The following is a 19549-nucleotide window of genomic DNA, read 5'->3' as shown; positions in this document are numbered from 1 at the left end:
AGGTGCCCGGCACCGCTTGGCTATCATTTCCGAGTCTTTACCGCGTTGTGCCCGCAGTAGTGCACAAACCTGATATGCTAGGCGCAATGCAACCGGCTTGCTCAAGGAGGGGGCTATGTTGGGAGAGTTCATCGGCGGCTTTATCGGTCTTGCCGTCATTGTCATCATCGTTGTGGTGCTTCTTGCCGATACCCTGTTCGTGGTCAAGCAGCAGCACGCGGTTATCATCGAGCGACTTGGGCGCTTCAACAAGATCGTTGGCTCTGGTCTGCATGCGAAGATTCCCTTCATCGACCGCAAGGCGGCGACGGTGAGCCTGCGCACCATGAAGAACGGATTCGATATCGATGCCAAGACCGAGGACAACGTTACCATCGGGCTCGAGGTTTCGGCGCAGTACCACGTGAGCTACGAGATGGGCGCGGGCCCGGCGGATTCCGGCGTCTACAAGAGCTACTACATGCTGCAGCAGCCGGTCGCCCAGATGCGCGACTTCATTACCGATGCCCTGCGCAGCTCGATCCCCGTCTATACGCTCGATGAGGTCTTCGCCAAGAAGGACGACATCGCCCAAGACGTAAATGCCACGGTTTCCGAGCAGATGGCCGCCTACGGCTTCACGCTCGTCTCGACCCTCATCACGCGCATCGCGCTGCCCGCCGAGGTCGAGGATTCCATGAACCAGATCAACGCCGCCCAGCGCACTAAGGCGGCGGCGCAGGATCTTGCCGAGGCCGATCGCATTCGCCGCGTGACCGAGGCGCGCGCCGAGGCCGAGGCCATGGAGAAGGCCGGCGAGGGCATTGCTAACCAGCGCAAGGCGATTGCCGTGGGTATCAAGGACTCGCTCGAGAGCATCCAGGAGACGGGCGTCTCCAACAACGAGGCGAACCTGCTCTTTATGTACACGCAGTGGACCGAGATGATGACCGAGTTCGCGCGTACCGGCAAGAGCTCAACGGTGGTGCTTCCCTCCAACTTTAAGGAGAGCGCAAGCATGTTCGAGCAGATGGTGGCGGCGGCGGAGACAAACGATGCCGGCAACGTTCCGCCCACGCCCGTAAAGAAGGACTAGGGGAGCGCGCGGCACTAAAACAGCCGCAGGGCCGAAGTGTGCTGCAGGCAGTCGTTCCGCTCTAGAACGATTCTGTTTACGTCGCTATGCCAGAAGCCGCAGGTTACTTCTGTGACCTGCGGCTTCTTTGAGGCTACGGCGGTGTCTGCTTGACAGGTCCGATCGAAACCGGCTTGCGAAGCGCCATCTTCGGTGGTGCCGGGGTAGCTTCCTTGCCGTGGGCTATCAACTTTGCAACTTTTGGGCACTAGAACGGCCTGCGGCGCAGTAGAAAAACAGCGCGGACGTTTGTGACCTGCGGTTTCGTATTGTTCATAATGCCGGATAGTTTGGTGTATCCCCTTCGAGTGCCCAAAAGTTGATAATTGATGTCGGAGCGCTAGGGGCAAGGCGTTCTGAGCAACGAAATCGGTCGGGGCTAGGCTTGAGAACTGCAGGGCTGGGCGCATCGGCGCCTAGGCCTGCGCGTTGCGCGTGCGAGAGGTCGCTCGGCGCACGATGCGGCCTACCTGCACGCCAACGACGAGCTTGACAATGTCGGGCACGATGAACGGCAAGACGGCAATGGCGAGTGCGCCGACGATGTCAAGGCCCATGAGCACCATGAGCTGAAGCGTTCCAAGTAGATACGAGATGAGCAGCATCGACGTGACGGCCAATGCCTCGCGTGCCCGCTCAGGCATGCGCTCTACGCCGAGGATGAGGGCGGCGAAAGCCGTTCCAACGAGGAACCCCCAGAGGAAGCCGCCCGTAGGACCAACGAGCGATGCGATGCCGCCCGAAAATCCGGAGAACACGGGCAGCCCGAGCGAGCCGAGTACGAGGTAGAGGGCTACGGTAACGACGGCATCGCGGCCGCCGAGCGCGATGGGAAGCATGGCGAGCACGAGCGTCTGCAGGGTGAAGGGAACAGGCCCCAGGGGAATGCTTATCGAAGACGCGACGGCGAGCAGGGCGATGCAGAGTCCGCAGCGAGCGATACGAAGTGTCGACATGCAGTTATAACCTTTCTGAGTTAGCCGATGATCCAGCCCATTTCGCTCTCCCAAACATCTTGGTCGAGTTCAAGTTCAAGACCGGATCCATCTTGTTGCGCCGTGCCCGTGAACTCGAGGTAGGTTGAATATTCCGTGCGGTTAGACCCCAGGTCAGCCAGGATGCTCTCCAGCTCGGCGGCGAGGGCTTCTCGGCTCTCCTCGTCCAACACGCCGGTCTCGCGGTACGTCTCCCAGATGGAGCTTGGGGTATTCCAGCGCAGATCGTAGGCGATATCGTCTATCTGCGGCGTTTCGATGCTGTAGTAGACCGTGCAATCGATATCGTAGCCTGCGTCGGAGGTCTCGGTGTAGGCGTAAGCGATAAGGTCGTTGTATGAGAGGTTCGCAAGCACTCGCTCTGCAACCGCGCGCGCATCGATGCCAGCCTCATCGGGCGTGAGGCCCGAATAGGTTTCGAACGCTTGCGTGAAAGCGTCTTCCGCAATTTGAAGCGTTTCTTCGTTGGTGCCTGCGATTGCGGAATCCAGCCGTTCTTGTGTAAGCATCGTCGCAGACTCTTCGGCATCGCTCGCGAGCGTTCCCGTAATCTCGTAATCTGGGGAATCGGCATCGGTATCGTCGTAGTCGTCGTAGATGTCGGCATCGCTTGCGGTGCCGCTATCGAAAACCTGGTCGAATAAGTCCCCGGTTACCGCGCTGCAGGCAACGAAGAGGGGTCCGATGGCACCGCTCAGGATGATAACGATGACGATGATGTAAATCATGAGCCTGCGAACGTGGGCACGGTTGCCCGGGTTGGCTTGGCGCGCGGCGGCTCGTCGGGCTTCTGCGGTGCGGTGCCAGGTGTGGCGATCGCGGTGGCCGGAGCGACGCTTCCGGCTCGATGAAGAAGATGAGGTGCCGAGCCAGCTGGATTCATCGGCTGTATCCGGTGCAGTCCGTTGCGCTGCCGAGGACGTTGCAGATGAGGGCGCCGGGGCGTCCACGGGCCCCTGCGAGGATTCGGTCGGCGACGTGTACAAGGAGGACCGGTGCTCGGGCGCGCGATGGCCACGGGATGCCTCCGCACGCGCCCGTTCGAGGCGCCGCTGCAGCTCATGCTTGCGCAGGCGCTCGGAACCATCGCTCGAATCCGGCGCCTCGAGGGAGGGCTCATCGGTTGGCATGACCGGATCTGGAGCGTTGAACGGGTCAATCATAGGCTCGTCGGAGGGATGAAGTTTCCAAGCCATGAGTTCAGCCAACCTTCCGTTATCGAGTCTGGTGATTCCAGGGCGCGTTGCCTGCCGCTTGCGAACAGGATGGCCGCTCGGCAGGCGGACGGGCGTAGCGGGGCGCGAGGTGCCGAGAGATGGACTTGCTCGGACACTGCCCGGGGCCTGCTAGAACAAGCTGCCTCCTCTACGTGAACGGGCCGCTGTCCTGCCTGCTAGAACAGGCTGTCGTCGTCATCCTGCTTGGGGCCGCGATCGACATAGAGCTTGCTCGTGCGCTTCTCAAGCAGGAAGGCGACGATGGCAACGATTACGATGCCGCCGAAGAACAGTACCGCGAGCCCCTCGCGCGTACCGAACAGGAACGAAAAGATGGTATCCATGCTGTGCTCTCTCGCATCATCGGTTGGAATGCTGTGCTTACGCTCGTTTCGGGCGCGAACCCGCCACGAACGGTGTTCAATAAGTATATACTTGCCAAAGCACGGCCGGGCGTTTCAAGGCGAATGCTTACCAAGCCGGTACGCATGGCGCTGGCGTCGCACGGCATGAAGCACGATAGAGCACGCACGAAACCGGAGGGATCATGCTCGACATCAAATTCGTACGCGAGAACCCCGACGCGGTGGATGCCGCGATGGCGAATCGCCAGACCTCGTGGGACCGTGAGCATTTCTTCGCGCTCGACGAGGAGCGTCGTTCCGTTATCGCCGAGGTCGAGCAGCTGCAGGCCACGCGCAACGCCGAGTCCAAAAAGATCGGCGAGCTCATGCGCGAGGGCAAGCGCGACGAGGCAGAGGCGGCCAAAGAGGCTGTGCGCCGCGTGAACGAGCGGATCGAAGGCCTTGCCAACCGTCGCAGCGCACTCGATTCCGAAGTGGCGGATTTCATGGCGCACCTGCCCAACATTCCCTGCCCCGCTACTCCCGTGGGCAAGGATGAGAGCGAGAACCCCGAGCGTCGCCGCTGGGGCACCCCGCGCGACTTCGCTGCAGAGGGCTTCGAGGCCAAGCCGCACTGGGATCTGGGTACCGATCTGGGCATCCTTGATTTCGATCGTGGCTCGAAGCTGTCGGGCGCGCGCTTTACGGTGCTCGCGGGCGCAGGCGCTCGCCTGGATCGCGCGCTCCAGAACTTCTTCCTGAATACGCACCTCGAGCGTGGGTTCAAGGAGTTCATTCCGCCCGTCATCGTGAACCGCGAGATTATGTACGGCACGGGCCAGCTGCCCAAGTTCGAGGACGACGCCTATCACACGGGCGAGGACCAGTTCCTCATTCCCACGGCCGAGGTCGCGCTCACCAACCTGCATGCCGGCGAGGTGCTCGATGCGAAAGAGCTGCCTTTGCGCTACACCGCGGGCACCCCGTGCTTCCGTGAGGAGGCTGGCAGCGCTGGCCGCGATACGCGCGGCATCATCCGCCAGCACCAGTTCACCAAGGTGGAGATGGTCAAGTTTGCGACGCCCGAGCAGTCTGACGACGAGCTCGAGAGCATGACCGCCGAGGCGGAGTACATCTTGCAGCAGCTGGGGCTCCCGTACCGCGTGATCAGCCTTTGCACGGGCGACCTGGGCTTCTCCGCTCGCCAGACCTACGATATCGAGGTTTGGCTGCCGAGCTACAACAGCTACAAGGAGATTTCGTCGTGCTCCAACTGCGGCGACTTCCAGGCTCGTCGCGCGAACATCAAGTATCGCGACCCCGAGAACTTCAAGGGCACGCGCTTCGTGCATACGCTGAACGGCTCCGGCCTGCCCACGGGTCGTACGATGGCGGCCATCATGGAAAACTACCAGAATGCCGATGGCTCCATCACGGTGCCCGAGGTGCTGCGTCCGTATATGGGCGGCATGGAGGTCATCCGCTAGGGAAGCGCTCGGCTAGGGGCTCTGCGCCTCGCGTTGTATTTCAAATTTGATTTGGTTTCGGCCCGCTCTGCACGTCAGGGCGGGCCGTGTGCTAAAGAATGAGGCTTCGGTAGTTTGTGTGACAAGGGGCTAGCCTAGGCAGCAACGCTCTTCGCTCCCTTCACGCCCTTCTTCCTCGCCTTCACCGGGCGACCCGGGAGCTGGGGCTGGCAGTCGCCGCACCTGAGCATGAGCAGGGCCACGAGGTTGTCGGTGTTGCGGAAGCCGTAGCCCATCCTCACCGTCACCTTGATCTTGTTGTTGACAGCCTCTACGCGCCCGTTGCCGATGCCGAGCTCGACTGCGGCGATGATGTCGTCGCGCCGGCGGCGCACCTTCTTCTCCACGGCGACGACCTTGGCGATCTTGCAGCAGGCGGCCCTGTGCATCCAGTCGTCGAGCAGCTCGGCGGCCTCGGAGCCGTCGGCTGCCCGGAAGACGGCCCGCAGGTCCTCCTTGAGCTCCCAGGCCCTGACCAGCCGCGAGCCGGCCCTCTTCTTGAGCGCCTCGAGCCTCGCCCTCTGGCCGTCGGTGAGGTCCTCGGGGTTCTTCACGAGCGCGTAGCGGCTGCCCTTGATGGAGGCCGCCTCCTCCCCGAGCGCCCTGACCTCCTCGGGCGGCAGCTCGCCTTTGGCAGGCCTGCCGCGCTTGCCCTCGGGCCTGGGCCTGGCGGCCCTGGCGGCGGCCCTGGCGGCGTTCCACTCCCCGCAGCGCACGGCGTCGAGCGCGCCGTTCATCCACTGGACCACGTGGAAGGGGTCCATGACCCACCTCGCGTTGGGGCAGCGGCGCTTGACCAGCTGCCCTATCCGCCTCGCGCCGTCGGCGGCCACCACCTCCATGGCGCGCCTCTGCTCGCGCGTGAGCTCGTCGAGGAACAGGTTGAGCACGTCCTTGCCGGTGCCCTCGTGCGCCCAGATGAGGCAGCCGCGGTCGTGGTCGACGACCACCGTGACGTACTTGTGGCCCTTCTTGTACGACGTCTCGTCGATGCCGATGCGGCGCACGCCGTCGAACCTCGAGGCGCCGCGCGCGGCCTCCAGCTCGGCGTAGACGCGCCTGCACACGCCGCCCACGCCGTGCCACTCGACGCGGGCGAGCTCGGAGACCGCCGAGGCGGTGCAGCGGACCGCCAGCCACGCCACCCAGTCCTCGAAGTCGCGCGTGAAGCGCGCCCCGTGCCGCGCCCAGGGGACGGCCTCGGTGCGCACGCCGTGCTCCGGGCAGCGCACCCTGCAGGGCGCGTACTCCAGGTAGCAGGCCGAGCGCGCCAGGTCCATCGCCCTCCACAGCCTGGGGGCCCCGCGGTTCGCCATGTCGTAGAAGTCGCAGGCCCTGCCGCATACGGGGCAGCGGCGCTGCTCGCGCTTGTAGGGCCGGACGCTCACGACGATGCGCTCGGCCTCGATGCGCGCGCCCAGGACGACCGTGCGGGCCAGACCGAGGGCGAGAAGTAGTAGACTCTTCATGCGTCACACCTCTTCGGTTGTCTGAATTTGGCTTAGCAATCATAGGCGGATGACGCGGAAACGGCCCCTCCCGGGGCCGTTTCAGTTCCAGATCGTTGTTTTCGCCCGCTGAGCTGGGCCTATGCCGGAATCTCTCCCACAGAAACCACCGAAGAGCCATTTTTTTTTGATTGCAGCTGAATAAGAATAGAGGTTACTCTGTTAATCCTGTTCAAATTTTATTCCTCCTCTGTGACTTCCATAAAAAGTATATCCTATGCGTTCTTAAGCTAGCTGCTGTTAGTGCTTCTCATTGCACCCTGGTTATAAAAGCCATACTCACAAACCTCTTCACCAAAACTCTTTACATCTCTAGCGGACATTGTTCTCTCTCCTTGTTTTTGATCGTCACGGTAGGCCCCCGCCAACTGGCCACAAGCAGCGTTAATATCGGAGCCAAATTGCGTTCGGATATTGACGCTAATTCCTGCATTATGAATGATACGGCAAAAGGCCTTTATTCGTGTGTGGCTTGAGGGCACCATAGTTTCCGTAACTGTCGTTTGATTGTATGGGATTAAATCTAAATGGTATAGTGGCAAATACTTTTTGTGTTTGAATAACAACTTGGTAAGTTGCTCTGCGTGTCTGTCGCTGTCATTGACATCCTTTAGCATGATGTATGCCAAAAACACCTTGCGATTTGTTTGCCGAATGTGCTGATCTAATGTATCCAGTACCTGACCAAGGGGGTATGTTTTAGTTATTGGCATGAGCGTTTCCCTCAGACGGTCAGTAGGTGCGTGGAGGGAATAGGCCAGATTGACTTGCGGATATTCTCTTGTCAATTTTTGAATACCCGGCACGATACCGATAGTCGAAATGGTGATGCGTCGCTGGGACAGCCCGAACAGTTCCGGGGCGGTCAGATCATGCAGGGCTTCAAAAACTTGTGGATTAGCGAACGGCTCTCCCATTCCCATAAAAGAGATACTGTTGATACTGCATCCTTGTTGCATAAAATATAGGATTTGGTCGGTAATTTCATCCACAGTCAAGTTTCTGCGTAATCCCAAAGTCCCTGTTGCGCAAAACTTACAACCGAAGCCGCAACCGCTTTGAGATGAAATGCAAAAGGAGTTCCAGCCCTCTTTATAAAACAGGCCCACCGTTTCCACACGGTTTCCGTCCGACAGTTCAAACAGCACCTTGTCAGTTTGCATTGATTTCTCATGATGGATCGCCTTGATCTCCACAACAGTTTCACCAAACTGCTCCACCAACTTTTCGCGCAGCGTTTTTGGAAGCAACTTCATATCTTCAAAACGCATAATTCCTTGTAGGAACACAGCATCAAGCAGTTGCTTATAACGATACTCAGGTAAGCGCATATCCGCTATGAGCTGTTTCATTTTTTTATACTTGGACATAATTATATTTTCTCCTGCTTATTTAATCGCAATCTTTCCTGTCTTGGTACTAAAACAATTCATCCAGTAAAATATAATATTTTATTTTCTCCCAATCAGGCTTGATCCCCAGTAAGTCAAAAAATAGCTCGACATACTGTTCTTCCCCGATATCCTCCCTGATCGACCGGACGCAGAAGGCAATGTCATACCACTTGTCCGCCCTGCCGCTTCTCCCAAGATCAATAAAGCCACTTACTTTGCCATCTTTCACAAAGATGTTGCTGTCTCCCAGGTCGCCGTGGGAAAAGACAAGTTCCTCTTCGGGCTTTTCCGTCTTTAAAAAATCATACAGCTCGCGCGGATCTTTAAATGGAGTGTCTTCTTCCCAGTTTTCGCAATCCACATCGGCCAGATCGTTATTCAGTAAGTAATCCAATTCGGCTAAGCGGCTGTCTAAGCTATTCGTATAGGGACAATCCGATATGTCGATGGAGTGAAAGAGCCTGATGCACTCCGCATACAGCTCGATAATCTTTTCAGGGCTTTGTTCATCTTCATACTCTTCCGAGCAAAGGACGCCATCGGCCTCACTCATGAGCAGATTGCTCCAGCCATCATGCCGTTCAAAGTGCAGGACCTTTGGAACAGGCAGCTTTCCTTCCAGCCATAGCATCATGTCCTTTTCCCGTTCCACATCATAGGTGGTCCCTTTATACCGGCTGTCCGTCATTTTTAAATATAGGTTTTCATTTTCTCCCACCAGCTTATATACCTTAGCAGGAGACATTCCTTCCGTATCTTTTACGCAGCGGTATTTTTCGATCAGTTTTTTCAATTCCGGTGATATTCTCATTTTAGCCATTTATTATTTCCTTCCTCTTTTCTACAGTATTTAAAGATACCCCAAGAAGCTAATTATAAGAGGCTTCGGTAGTTTGTGTGACAAGGGGCTAGCCTAGGCAGCAACGCTCTTCGCTCCCTTCACGCCCTTCTTCCTCGCCTTCACCGGGCGACCCGGGAGCTGGGGCTGGCAGTCGCCGCACCTGAGCATGAGCAGGGCCACGAGGTTGTCGGTGTTGCGGAAGCCGTAGCCCATCCTCACCGTCACCTTGATCTTGTTGTTGACAGCCTCTACGCGCCCGTTGCCGATGCCGAGCTCGACTGCGGCGATGATGTCGTCGCGCCGGCGGCGCACCTTCTTCTCCACGGCGACGACCTTGGCGATCTTGCAGCAGGCGGCCCTGTGCATCCAGTCGTCGAGCAGCTCGGCGGCCTCGGAGCCGTCGGCTGCCCGGAAGACGGCCCGCAGGTCCTCCTTGAGCTCCCAGGCCCTGACCAGCCGCGAGCCGGCCCTCTTCTTGAGCGCCTCGAGCCTCGCCCTCTGGCCGTCGGTGAGGTCCTCGGGGTTCTTCACGAGCGCGTAGCGGCTGCCCTTGATGGAGGCCGCCTCCTCCCCGAGCGCCCTGACCTCCTCGGGCGGCAGCTCGCCTTTGGCAGGCCTGCCGCGCTTGCCCTCGGGCCTGGGCCTGGCGGCCCTGGCGGCGGCCCTGGCGGCGTTCCACTCCCCGCAGCGCACGGCGTCGAGCGCGCCGTTCATCCACTGGACCACGTGGAAGGGGTCCATGACCCACCTCGCGTTGGGGCAGCGGCGCTTGACCAGCTGCCCTATCCGCCTCGCGCCGTCGGCGGCCACCACCTCCATGGCGCGCCTCTGCTCGCGCGTGAGCTCGTCGAGGAACAGGTTGAGCACGTCCTTGCCGGTGCCCTCGTGCGCCCAGATGAGGCAGCCGCGGTCGTGGTCGACGACCACCGTGACGTACTTGTGGCCCTTCTTGTACGACGTCTCGTCGATGCCGATGCGGCGCACGCCGTCGAACCTCGAGGCGCCGCGCGCGGCCTCCAGCTCGGCGTAGACGCGCCTGCACACGCCGCCCACGCCGTGCCACTCGACGCGGGCGAGCTCGGAGACCGCCGAGGCGGTGCAGCGGACCGCCAGCCACGCCACCCAGTCCTCGAAGTCGCGCGTGAAGCGCGCCCCGTGCCGCGCCCAGGGGACGGCCTCGGTGCGCACGCCGTGCTCCGGGCAGCGCACCCTGCAGGGCGCGTACTCCAGGTAGCAGGCCGAGCGCGCCAGGTCCATCGCCCTCCACAGCCTGGGGGCCCCGCGGTTCGCCATGTCGTAGAAGTCGCAGGCCCTGCCGCATACGGGGCAGCGGCGCTGCTCGCGCTTGTAGGGCCGGACGCTCACGACGATGCGCTCGGCCTCGATGCGCGCGCCCAGGACGACCGTGCGGGCCAGACCGAGGGCGAGAAGTAGTAGACTCTTCATGCGTCACACCTCTTCGGTTGTCTGAATTTGGCTTAGCAATCATAGGCGGATGACGCGGAAACGGCCCCTCCCGGGGCCGTTTCAGTTCCAGATCGTTGTTTTCGCCCGCTGAGCTGGGCCTATGCCGGAATCTCTCCCACAGAAACCACCGAAGAGCCTAAAGAATTCGCTGGTACATGGTTTACCGGTTCGTGTATGGGTGGCGCGGCCGTATGGGTGGCGCGCTCGCGCGAGGTCGGGCCAAGTCGAAGAAGGCTGTCACGGTTAAGAGAGGGACGCTCAATGCGCCCTGGTCGAGGCTCTGTTTTTGAGCCGTTGCGGTTGATGAGGCGCTCGCTCTGTGTTCGGGGAGAGACGACGCAAACAACCCGCTTCTTTGCTCGATAGGCGAGTATAATCGCGCCAACGATGTCGAGAGGAGCCAATATGGTGGTCGATGCGGGCGATAAGGCAGCCAAGGCGGAGGGCGTGGGCGCCCGGTCCGAGGCCTTGGAGCATGGTGATGCCCCACGCGCCGATGATGCCCCACGCGACGAGCTTCCGGTTCTCGACGCGTACGGCCTCTCGTTCGGGTATGGCTCCGAGCGCGTTTGGGATCAGGTTGATGTAGCCCTCTATGCGGGGGAGATTGGTTATCTGACCGGTCCGAACGGAGCGGGCAAGACGACGCTGCTCAAGTGCCTGGCGGGATGGATGTCTCCGCGCTCCGGCCAGATCGATGTGCTGGGCGAGCGTTTTACGGGACGGTCTCGCGCCATCCGCCGGCAGATTGCTTTCGTTGCCGATGTTCCTGCGTTCTATGAGGACCTGACGGCGCGAGAGCACATCGACTTCGTGCTGCGGGCAAACCGTGCGGAACGTGAGGTGGTGGATAGGGCGGAGCGCATGCTGGAAGCGTTCGGCATTGCAGAGTTCTGCAATGCCTATCCGTCTGCGTTTTCGCGCGGCATGCGGCAGAAGCTCGCGCTGGTCATCGCACTCATGATGAAGCCGAAGCTCGTGCTCATGGATGAGCCAACGGGGCCGCTCGACCCCGATGCGCGGGTGCTTTTGGGGAAGCTGGTGCAAGAGGCGGCTCGCGACGGGGCGGCCGTGCTCTTGAGCTGCCATCACGAACTACCTGGCGTCGCTCCGGATGTGGTGTACGACCTGCGCGACGGCCGCCTGCGTGAAGTAGACGCGCATGACAGCGTGGTCGCGGGAGGAGCCTCAGGCCCGGGCGCGCACGATGCAGGCCCGGTCGAGCTCGGCGCGGGGCCGGACGGTTGCGACGGGGAGCCAGGCACGCGCGACGCGGGGTCGTGCCCCGGTGGAGTTGCGGGGCCTTGCGCGACTGCTGTGGGCGATGGGGGCTCTCATGCATGAGATATCGCTGTTGGTGTGGCTCAAGGTTCGCCACATACGAAGTGCCTGCGCTTATTGGGGTTACATGTTTGGCGCGGACATCGAGTCCAAGGCCGATCTCATCGACAAGCTGTACTACCTATATCTCCTCGTGCTGCTTGGGGCGTGGACGGCGAGCGCCTGGATGTTTGCGGTGTCGAGTGTCGAGGAAGCCTATGTGTTTGGCGGGGCAATTCTGCTTGACATAACGGGAGCGTTGCTCGTGTTCGCTCTCCTGGCTGTGCTCGTTCGCTCGACGGTCTCGGCGCTCTGGCGTTCTCCGCTGCGCCTTATCAGTCCGGACTTATGGCTTCTGGTCCCTTATGTTCGCTCCGTCGGGCTCGTTGCCCTGATCGATGCGATGCCGCGGACGCTCGCGTTCAGCTTTGCAACCTCGCTTGGTGTTTGGCTCTTGTGTAGCGGCTGTGCCGCAGCTGGAATGCAGCTCCATGCGCTTGCGCTATCTAGCACCGTGGCTTGCGCCGTTGCAGCGGCTCTTCTGATTGCGCGCGCCGCTGGCTATGCTCGCCTAGCTTTCGCAAAGCGCGGGTCCAGGCGAGCGGCTTGGAGCATAGGCGTCCTTGCGCTCGAGCTTTTGCTGTGTGCAGGCGCCGCGTTTGCTGTTTCAGATGCGGGATGGAGGGCTTCCCTCGATGCCTTCAGCGCAGCAAATGGTGTGCACGCTGCAGTTCCTGGGGTGGCTGTGGGGGTCTTTGCGCTTGCGGTTGCTTGCAGCGCTGCTGCGCTTGTGTGCGGGGCAAATCGGGCCGACCTGGCCTGTGCGATCGAGGAGGGGGCAGCGGATGCCGCGCTTTTTGGCGTGCGACGCCTTGCGTTCCAGGCTCCCGACCAGTATCGCGAGCTGCGCCGCCGTTACCGTATCGCGCATCGTCGCTTGCGTCCGACGTTTCGTCTTGCGAGTGGGCCCGCCGCGGCGATTACCCGCGCTGCGCTTTCGCATGTGCGGCAGTTCGAGAGCCTGCTGGGAATCGTTGCCATGGGTGTGCTTATCGTGCCGCTGAGCGCATGGACGCTTGCCCACGCGTCCTCGCCTGTTGTGATTGTCGCTTGGGCATACGGCATGTTCATGGCGCTCGCCTCCCTATCTTTCTTGCGCGAGCTATCTCTGGCGTTTCGTGAGGATATGCGAGTAACGCTCGTTCGCGATCGGATTCCTCTTTCGAACCTCGTGCTCGCCGTGCTCGACGCCTTGCCGGCGCTTGGGATACTCGAGGCATGCTCATTCATTACTATGCTCCTGGTGAATGCATGTGCGCCGGGGTCGTTCACGATGGTGGAGGCTGCCATTTCCGTGCTCTTGGGTACGGGATTTTCGCTTGTTGCAGCGCTTGACGGTGTCGAAGTGACCTTCATACGCGTTGGCGTAACCTCCGTGGTCGGGCTCGTGTTGCTGCTCGCCGCTGCTGGCTTGCTGGCGCTTTGGGCTCCCGTAGCCGTGATATACGGCCTTGTCGTTGTGGATCTGGCATTCATCGCTCTGCTCGAAAACGGGAAATAGCCTAGATGAGAGCTTCTCAGCTCGTTACATCCATGAGCCTGGATATCACTGCGGGCCCCGCGCTCGCATAGCCCGCCGCTCGGCAGGGAGAATCGACCGTTTGTGGTTTTATCGCAGGGGAGGCTCTGTGAAATTCAAAAATGAAATATTATTACATATAAGAATTTCAATTTTGGAACGCCTTACGGTGAAGCGCGGGAGAGAACGGAGGAGAAGCGTTACGTTCCTAGAGGAGCAGTATGCAAAAGTCCGCAATAAAAGGAGTGCATCATGAGCTTTATGTTTAAACCGCTCGATTACGACGACCAAACTGCGATCAACCGCCCACAGCTCGATGAATCTCTCGTCGACGACCTCACGTTTGGCACGGTTGCATCTGGCAAGCGCATTGCAGCGGACCTGGCTGCTCGCGTGGCTAGCGGCGAGTGTGGCGTGACCGCAGCGTTTGATGGCTATGCTTCCGCAGGCTTCAGCGATCTCGTGGGTGCTGTGGCCCAAGAGCTCCTCCAGCTTGGTGTTCCGGTCATTCAACATAGCATGTCCGAGGTCTACAAGCCTGTTGAAGAGCTTGACCAGATGGTCGCCGATTCTCTGCCCCAAGATTTCGAGCTTGACCCCGTGTTGCTGTTCGGCCGGTTGTACGAGGGCGATATCGCCGATTTTATCGATCCCGTGCGAGGTGCCCAGCTTACTGAGAGCATGGCGCATGTTCCCCAGGGAACGGTGCTGCTGTTGAGCGGCCTGGGTAGCATGGCAACCAGCTTCGACGAGGTTACCGACGTGCGCATCTATTTGGATGTCACGCCGAAGAACGCGGCGGTCCGCGCTCGTGAGGGTAGGCTGGTGAATATCGGCGACACCTCCCCGCGCCCCTTCAAAGAGCTCATGCGCAGAAACTACTACGTAGACTTCGAGGTTATCGTCAAAAACCGCAAGCGTCTGCTGCGTCAGGGCCTTATCGATTACTACGTGAGCGCTAACCAGCCGCGTGATTTCGTGCTTATGACGGGCGAGACCGCTCTCGCGATGCTCGATTCCCTTGCCAACCAGCCCTTCCGTACCAAGCCTGTCTATCTTGAGGGCATCTGGGGCGGCGAATACATGCGTAAGGCGCGCAAGCTGCCCGAGGGCCCCAAGAACATCGCATGGATTTTCGACCTCATTCCCATGGAGGTCAGCGTGCTCATCGAGGCGGGCGAGCATCTGGTGGAGTTCCCGTTCTCTACCTTCGTGCAGGCCAAGGCCGAGCGCATCGTGGGCGAGGAAAGCGTCAAGACGTTCGGAACGTATTTCCCCATCCGCTTCAACTACGACGACACCTATCACTCCAACGGCAACATGTCGGTGCAGTGCCATCCAGACGGCGAGCTGTGCCGTAGCATGTACGGTGAGCACGGAAGCCAAGACGAAGCCTACTATGTGGTCGCTACCGCGCATCGCGCTAAGACCTTCATCGGGTTCAACGAGGGCATCGATCCGCATGAGTTCATCGGGGCAGCGCGTTCGTCGCAAGAGACGGGCGAAGAGGTGGACTACGAGCATTACGTGAATCACATTGATTCCGTGCCTGGACGCCAGGTGATGATTCCCGGCGGAACCATTCACGCCTCCGGCCGCGGCCAGCTCATCTTGGAGCTCGGATCGCTCACCATGGGCTCGTATACCTATAAGATGTACGACTATAACCGCATTGATGCCGATGGCGCGCCCCGCCCCATTCACCTCGCCATGGGTGAGAAGGCGCTCAAGTTCGAGCGCGATACCTCGTGGGTGAATGAGAACGTTGCCATCGAGCCCATTCCCGACGGTTCGGGCGAGGGCTGGGAACAGTTCATCGTAGGCAAGACGGACCTCATGTACTACATGACCAAGAACCTGTTCATGGATGCCGGCGCCACCGCCGAGTTCTCGAACAACGGACAATTCACGGTGCTTACGCTCGTGGACGGAGAGAACATTCGCGTGTATTCCAAGTCGCATCCCGAGTTCTACTACGACCAGCGCTATCTTGACGTTGTGGTAGTGCCTGCCTCGATTGACGATTACGTGATCGAGAATACCGGCTATCAGCCCTGCGTCGTGCATAAAACCATGCTTCGCGAGGGCTATCAGGAGCTCATGCAGGCCGAGCGGTAACGTTTCTGCGCGGGCGTCCGGACCGTCTGGGCGCCCGCTTCCTTCGGATGGGTTACGTTGGCGTTGCTTCAATCATCAAACAAGGAGGCATACTATGGATATCATTCGCGAGCCCAAAGGCATTCAGGAGTTTACCGGGGCGTGCGAGCTCTCTGGCCAACATGTAGTTTGGCGCGAGAAGAAAAAGTCTGCTCTTACGGGCGTGTACAAGAACCCCGCTTCCATCGAAGACAGCGACGAGCTTGCCTATCGCGTTGCCAATCAGAACTTTCATCGCGAGGATTTCGTAATGGGCAACCTTCAGTGGGGAACCACCTATATTGAGCCCTTCACGGTCGACGGCGAGTGCGCCATGACGCATGGGCATTTTCATATCGATCCCGCGTGCGACGAATACTACTACGGGCTGGGGGGCGAGGGCTTCCTGCTGTTTTGGGATGGCAAGGACGATTTCTACGCCGAGAAGGTATATCCGGGCTCGCTTCATTACATCAGCGGCGTGTACGGGCACAGGCTCATCAATACGGGCGATACCGTGCTGGCGGTCGCCGCGTGCAGCCTTCCGGCAACGAAGCAAGATCACGCTGTGGTAGAGGCCCAGGTCTTTCCGTATCGTTGCTTCAAGCGCGACGGGAAGATCGTGTGGGAGGAGGCGTAAGGCCATGGGCGATCAGCGCTCGCAGGGAGCGTCTTCCGAGGATGCTCCGGTCGATGTCATCTATCCCGAGCCATACTATCTATCGACGATTTGGGCGGGAGGGCGTCTATCGGGTATCCGAGGGCTGGAGCCTCCAGAGGGCAAGCCCTATGGCATAGCGCGCGAGGTCTGCGCCTATGCCGGGGCGCCCAGCAACCAGATCGAGGGTGGCCCGTGGGCCGGGCACGACCTGCGTTGGGCTATTGCAAACCATCATGAAGAGCTGATGGGCGATGACCCAGAAGACCAGCTCATTCGCATGGCATATATGGATCCCGTCGAAGACCTGTCCATCCAGGTCCATCCAGGCGAGCCCTATGCTTGTGAGGTCGAAGGCGATCGAGAGAAGTCCGAGTCGTGGTACATTCTCGAAGCAGACCCAGGTGCGTATGTGGTGGCGGGCACCACGACAACCGATGTCAACGTGCTGCGAGAAGCGGCCGAACGCGATGCGGTGGGTGACTATGCGCGCAAGGTTCCCGTGAGCGAAGGCGACTTCATTCTCATACCCTGCGGAGCCATGCATGCCTGCGGAAAGAACATGCTGGCTATCGAGGTGGGCAGCTTTGGCGGAATCACCTATCGCATCTGCGACTACGGTCGAGGGCGCAAGCTCGATATCGACAAGGCCTTCGACGTATTGGACACGTCGCTCGCTCCGGAGCCGGTACGCCTGGGGGCTTATGAGGAGCGCACCGAGAGCCTTTCGCGCCCGGGTGTGAGGCATCGGCTGTTTGCGAGCGATGTGATTGACGTGGTGGGAAGCTATACCGTGCACAAGAATAACCACTATGAGGTGATTACCTGCGTAAAGCATGATGCAACCATCGTGGTTGACGCGCGCGAGTACGCGTTACCTTATACACGGTCGGTAATCATCCCGGCTTCAGTGCGCACGTATGAGGTTCGTGGCGCATGCCGAGTCCTCAGGAGCTGGCACCCCGTGGAAAGGTGTGCGGAATAGGGTCGCATCTCGCCTGGATCAATGAAAGGACCAAAGATGCCCGAATCATCAAGTGGCCGCCCGCGGCGCGTCGTGCCCAATGCCGGCGATCGCGTGTGGACCCAGGTTTCTGTGGACGCGAGCTGCTCCGTGCGCTCTTGGCCGCACGTGGAGCGCTATCAAAACACCACGTTGCGCTACACGCCCGGTCCAGATTTTCCTCCTGCGATGGAGGCCTATCTGGGTAAACTCCAGATTATTCGCTTGTTCGTGACCCTTGACGAGGTGTGGGACTATCGCACCGATACGTATGATTGGAACTACCTCATCGGCGTCAACAAGTTCGAGGGCGATAGCGAGCATTATCACTTCCACTACGATTGGCCCCTCACGGTGCCCTCGCCGCTCGGCGTGCATGAGGAAGATTACCTCCGCAGCCACGCTGAATGCGCTGAGAGCGTGATGCTCAACATCAGGCGCTACGAGCGCGAGGTGGCTGTGGAGCATGTGATCAGCTACGAGAAGTATGAGGAAGTGGTTGAGCGGGTCATCGAGCATTACAAGGAGCTCTGTCCCAACATCCGTTACATCGAGCTTATGAACGAGGTCGATATTCCCAACTTTGGAGAGCTTACCGTGGATGAGTTCTATCCGCTCTTCCAGTGCGGTTATCGTGCCATCCGCCGGCTTAACGAGCGCCACGACTATGCGATTCCGCTGCTCACGGGAACCATGGGCCTTACTGCTGGCGTGAAGAACTGGGGCTTCTGGAGTGATTTCCTGAAGCGGCTTGCTGCCGACGAAGATCGCACGATCGATTTCTACTCGATGCACGAGTACCACACCAACCCTTGCCGCATTCTCGAGTTTTACGTGCGGCACGAGGCGCTTGTGCATGAATTGGGTTTGCCGGATTTGCCGCTCATGATGACCGAGTACGGTTTGCGCGTGGGCGAGGGCGATGCGGGCCGTCCGCATAATTTGCAAAACGCGTGCGGAGAGATCCGGGGCATGATCTTGGGCTCGTACTGCGAGAACCTCCGGATGTTCCCTTGGTGTACCTTCCATAATCCCAATCAGCAGCTGGGTCGTACCATGTTTGTGATGGACGAGGGTGCGGGGCGCTACGTGCCAACGCCGAGCGGCCACACGATGAAGTTTTTCGCGATGCTAGGCGATACCGAGTTGCTGATCGAGGGATATACCTACAACCGGCATGTTGCAACGATTGATAGCGCCACAGGGCGCATCTGCGTGCTGCTCTCTCACCCTGGCGAGGGCGAGGACGTGCACGAGCTGAGCGTGAATGGCTTGCCTGCCAAGCGGTATGCGTGCACGCGCTATCTGGTAGATGGAGCCCATAACAACTGGGTCGCCAACCATGCTTGCACAGAGCTCGAAGCGACCGCTTGCGAAACCGTGGAGGCTCAGGATGGCTGCTGGGAGATGAGTCTGCCTCTGGGCGAGAACGCATTCTGCCTTGTGGTGCTCGATCCTATTCCGTAGACGCATCAAAGCAGCGAAGCGCAATACCGCGCCGGGGATGTTGCTCATGCCCCGGCGCGGTTTTTTGGTGCCTGCTAGATTCCTACGGCAGATAGCGGTCTATGAAGGCGCCGATTCCGTTTTCGTCGTTACCATGCGTCACGAAGTCTGCCGCACTGCGCGCGGCGTCGCAGCCATTGGCCATAGCAACGCCTACCCCTGCAGCCTTGAGCATGCTTATATCGTTCTCTTCATCGCCAAATACCAGGAGCTCGTCTAGGCTCCAACCGTGCCATCCCATGAGAACCGCGAGAGCGGCTTCCTTGGAAACCTCTGGGTTGGTGAATTCAAAGAGGTAGGGGGCCGTGGGATGGCCGGAAGCTTCTAGGTCGGGGGGAAGCGTTGCCGCTGCAGCGCAGACTTCATCCATATGCGAGGGGTCGAGCATGAAGGTGAGTTTTGGCTGGCCTTCGCACGATAAGCGTTGCCGTGGTGCCACGACATACGGCATGTGCTCGCGTTCTGAGAACCAGCAAACGGTCAGGCTCGCTTCCAGCGCATGCACCACGCCGTCTATAGTGACTGCGGGGGTTGCCGGAACATCGGCGAAGTGCTCGATGATGGTATCGATGACGGCCCCTGCCAGCAGAGCTCGGCGTTCGTGCCTGGTAAGGGTTACATCGACGATGTCCACGCCGCCAGAGGCAACGTAGGCATCGAGGCATCCGATAAGGCCCCAGGGTTCGAGGTGAGCTTCGATGTTCGCGACGCCTCGGCCCGTGCAGAGGCCCGTGAGCACGCCCGCCGCGCGAAGGCGCTTGATAGAGTCGACGGTGCGTGGGTCAGCGTGACCCTGGCTGGTGAGAAGAGTCCCGTCAAGATCGAAGAGGGCGGCTTTGATGGCGCGCCCATCAATGATGAGCTGCGGGGAGCCGATCTCCTGTTGGCCCATGTGCTTCCTTTCTAATGGGGTTGAGGATAGGACGCGGATTCCCGGATGG

16 protein-coding genes are annotated in these 19549 nt (G+C 59.9%); 8 read left to right on the top strand and 8 right to left on the bottom strand.

Annotated features, from left to right (window positions below; all coding sequences use genetic code 11):
• Positions 1 to 115 precede the first annotated feature (115 nt).
• Positions 116 to 1075, top strand: coding sequence for an SPFH domain-containing protein (locus tag GJE22_RS09285; RefSeq protein WP_022348564.1), 960 nt, complete (start codon positions 116 to 118; stop codon positions 1073 to 1075).
• A 455-nt stretch (positions 1076 to 1530) separates the two neighbouring features.
• Here GJE22_RS09285 and GJE22_RS09280 read toward each other — a convergent pair whose 3' ends face one another.
• The 3 genes from GJE22_RS09280 to GJE22_RS09935 form a co-directional block, all read right to left on the bottom strand.
• A complete protein-coding gene (locus tag GJE22_RS09280; RefSeq protein WP_144688820.1) occupies positions 1531 to 2070 on the bottom strand; it encodes a biotin transporter BioY in 540 nt (179 codons plus the stop codon).
• 20 nt (positions 2071 to 2090) lie between these two features.
• On the bottom strand, positions 2091 to 3305 hold the full coding sequence (locus tag GJE22_RS09275) for a hypothetical protein (protein ID WP_144688819.1): 1215 nt from the start codon (positions 3303 to 3305) through the stop codon (positions 2091 to 2093).
• A gap of 197 nt (positions 3306 to 3502) precedes the next feature.
• Positions 3503 to 3670 carry a DUF6724 family protein gene (locus GJE22_RS09935; protein ID WP_186297457.1) on the bottom strand — a complete coding sequence of 56 codons (168 nt, stop codon included), beginning with the start codon at positions 3668 to 3670 and terminating at the stop codon, positions 3503 to 3505.
• A 203-nt stretch (positions 3671 to 3873) separates the two neighbouring features.
• Between GJE22_RS09935 and serS the strand changes: the two genes are divergently transcribed.
• On the top strand, positions 3874 to 5157 hold the full coding sequence (gene serS, locus GJE22_RS09270; RefSeq protein WP_019128814.1) for a serine--tRNA ligase: 1284 nt from the start codon (positions 3874 to 3876) through the stop codon (positions 5155 to 5157).
• Positions 5158 to 5291: 134 nt separating this feature from the next.
• Here serS and GJE22_RS09265 read toward each other — a convergent pair whose 3' ends face one another.
• The 4 genes from GJE22_RS09265 to GJE22_RS09250 form a co-directional block, all read right to left on the bottom strand.
• Positions 5292 to 6665: an ISL3 family transposase gene (locus GJE22_RS09265; RefSeq protein WP_154324167.1), complete on the bottom strand. Its 1374-nt coding sequence runs from the start codon at positions 6663 to 6665 to the stop codon at positions 5292 to 5294.
• A 269-nt stretch (positions 6666 to 6934) separates the two neighbouring features.
• On the bottom strand, positions 6935 to 8074 hold the full coding sequence (gene cfr(C) / locus GJE22_RS09260) for a 23S rRNA (adenine(2503)-C(8))-methyltransferase Cfr(C) (RefSeq protein ID WP_186297456.1): 1140 nt from the start codon (positions 8072 to 8074) through the stop codon (positions 6935 to 6937).
• Positions 8075 to 8123: 49 nt separating this feature from the next.
• Positions 8124 to 8918 (bottom strand): aminoglycoside O-phosphotransferase APH(3')-IIIa, encoded by a 795-nt coding sequence (gene aph(3')-IIIa / locus GJE22_RS09255; RefSeq protein WP_001096887.1) that lies wholly within the window; start codon positions 8916 to 8918, stop codon positions 8124 to 8126.
• Positions 8919 to 9011: 93 nt separating this feature from the next.
• Positions 9012 to 10385, bottom strand: coding sequence for an ISL3 family transposase (locus GJE22_RS09250; RefSeq protein WP_154324167.1), 1374 nt, complete (start codon positions 10383 to 10385; stop codon positions 9012 to 9014).
• A 426-nt stretch (positions 10386 to 10811) separates the two neighbouring features.
• Here GJE22_RS09250 and GJE22_RS09245 point away from each other — a divergent pair, with 426 nt between their 5' ends.
• From GJE22_RS09245 to GJE22_RS09220, 6 genes are all read left to right on the top strand, one after another.
• Positions 10812 to 11750, top strand: a complete 939-nt coding sequence (locus tag GJE22_RS09245) for an ABC transporter ATP-binding protein (RefSeq protein ID WP_144688817.1) — start codon at positions 10812 to 10814, stop codon at positions 11748 to 11750.
• Complete coding sequence (locus GJE22_RS09240; protein WP_144688816.1) at positions 11743 to 13287, top strand: hypothetical protein; 1545 nt, start codon at positions 11743 to 11745, stop codon at positions 13285 to 13287. The genes GJE22_RS09245 and GJE22_RS09240 overlap by 8 nt, the downstream gene beginning before the upstream one ends.
• A 270-nt stretch (positions 13288 to 13557) precedes the next feature.
• Positions 13558 to 15423, top strand: coding sequence for a class I mannose-6-phosphate isomerase (locus tag GJE22_RS09235; RefSeq protein WP_144688815.1), 1866 nt, complete (start codon positions 13558 to 13560; stop codon positions 15421 to 15423).
• 94 nt (positions 15424 to 15517) lie between these two features.
• Positions 15518 to 16081, top strand: a complete 564-nt coding sequence (locus GJE22_RS09230; RefSeq protein ID WP_144688814.1) for a glucose-6-phosphate isomerase family protein — start codon at positions 15518 to 15520, stop codon at positions 16079 to 16081.
• Positions 16082 to 16085: 4 nt separating this feature from the next.
• Complete coding sequence (locus GJE22_RS09225; RefSeq protein ID WP_195760776.1) at positions 16086 to 17084, top strand: class I mannose-6-phosphate isomerase; 999 nt, start codon at positions 16086 to 16088, stop codon at positions 17082 to 17084.
• Between the two features lie 36 nt (positions 17085 to 17120).
• A complete protein-coding gene (locus GJE22_RS09220; RefSeq protein WP_144688813.1) occupies positions 17121 to 18569 on the top strand; it encodes a hypothetical protein in 1449 nt (482 codons plus the stop codon).
• An 82-nt stretch (positions 18570 to 18651) separates the two neighbouring features.
• On the opposite strand, the gene GJE22_RS09215 is transcribed toward GJE22_RS09220, so the two are convergent.
• Positions 18652 to 19500, bottom strand: coding sequence for an HAD-IIB family hydrolase (locus GJE22_RS09215; protein ID WP_144688812.1), 849 nt, complete (start codon positions 19498 to 19500; stop codon positions 18652 to 18654).
• Positions 19501 to 19549 lie beyond the last annotated feature (49 nt).

The sequence above is a fragment of the Enorma shizhengliae genome (assembly GCF_009676995.1).
Classification (GTDB): Bacteria; Actinomycetota; Coriobacteriia; order Coriobacteriales; family Coriobacteriaceae; genus Enorma; species Enorma massiliensis.
Note: the sequence above shows the minus strand (reverse complement) of the source record. Positions and strands in the feature narration are given on the sequence as shown.

Excerpts from the sequence above, each read along its gene's own strand:
- GJE22_RS09285 (WP_022348564.1), top strand. The coding sequence starts at position 116 with ATGTTGGGAGAGTTCATCGGCGGCTTTATCGGTCTTGCCGTCATTGTC.
- GJE22_RS09280 (WP_144688820.1), bottom strand. The coding sequence starts at position 2,070 with ATGTCGACACTTCGTATCGCTCGCTGCGGACTCTGCATCGCCCTGCTC.
- GJE22_RS09275 (WP_144688819.1), bottom strand. The coding sequence starts at position 3,305 with ATGGCTTGGAAACTTCATCCCTCCGACGAGCCTATGATTGACCCGTTC.
- GJE22_RS09935 (WP_186297457.1), bottom strand. The coding sequence starts at position 3,670 with ATGGATACCATCTTTTCGTTCCTGTTCGGTACGCGCGAGGGGCTCGCG.
- serS (WP_019128814.1), top strand. The coding sequence starts at position 3,874 with ATGCTCGACATCAAATTCGTACGCGAGAACCCCGACGCGGTGGATGCC.
- GJE22_RS09265 (WP_154324167.1), bottom strand. The coding sequence starts at position 6,665 with ATGAAGAGTCTACTACTTCTCGCCCTCGGTCTGGCCCGCACGGTCGTC.
- GJE22_RS09250 (WP_154324167.1), bottom strand. The coding sequence starts at position 10,385 with ATGAAGAGTCTACTACTTCTCGCCCTCGGTCTGGCCCGCACGGTCGTC.
- GJE22_RS09245 (WP_144688817.1), top strand. The coding sequence starts at position 10,812 with ATGGTGGTCGATGCGGGCGATAAGGCAGCCAAGGCGGAGGGCGTGGGC.
- GJE22_RS09240 (WP_144688816.1), top strand. The coding sequence starts at position 11,743 with ATGCATGAGATATCGCTGTTGGTGTGGCTCAAGGTTCGCCACATACGA.
- GJE22_RS09235 (WP_144688815.1), top strand. The coding sequence starts at position 13,558 with ATGAGCTTTATGTTTAAACCGCTCGATTACGACGACCAAACTGCGATC.
- GJE22_RS09230 (WP_144688814.1), top strand. The coding sequence starts at position 15,518 with ATGGATATCATTCGCGAGCCCAAAGGCATTCAGGAGTTTACCGGGGCG.
- GJE22_RS09225 (WP_195760776.1), top strand. The coding sequence starts at position 16,086 with ATGGGCGATCAGCGCTCGCAGGGAGCGTCTTCCGAGGATGCTCCGGTC.
- GJE22_RS09220 (WP_144688813.1), top strand. The coding sequence starts at position 17,121 with ATGCCCGAATCATCAAGTGGCCGCCCGCGGCGCGTCGTGCCCAATGCC.
- GJE22_RS09215 (WP_144688812.1), bottom strand. The coding sequence starts at position 19,500 with ATGGGCCAACAGGAGATCGGCTCCCCGCAGCTCATCATTGATGGGCGC.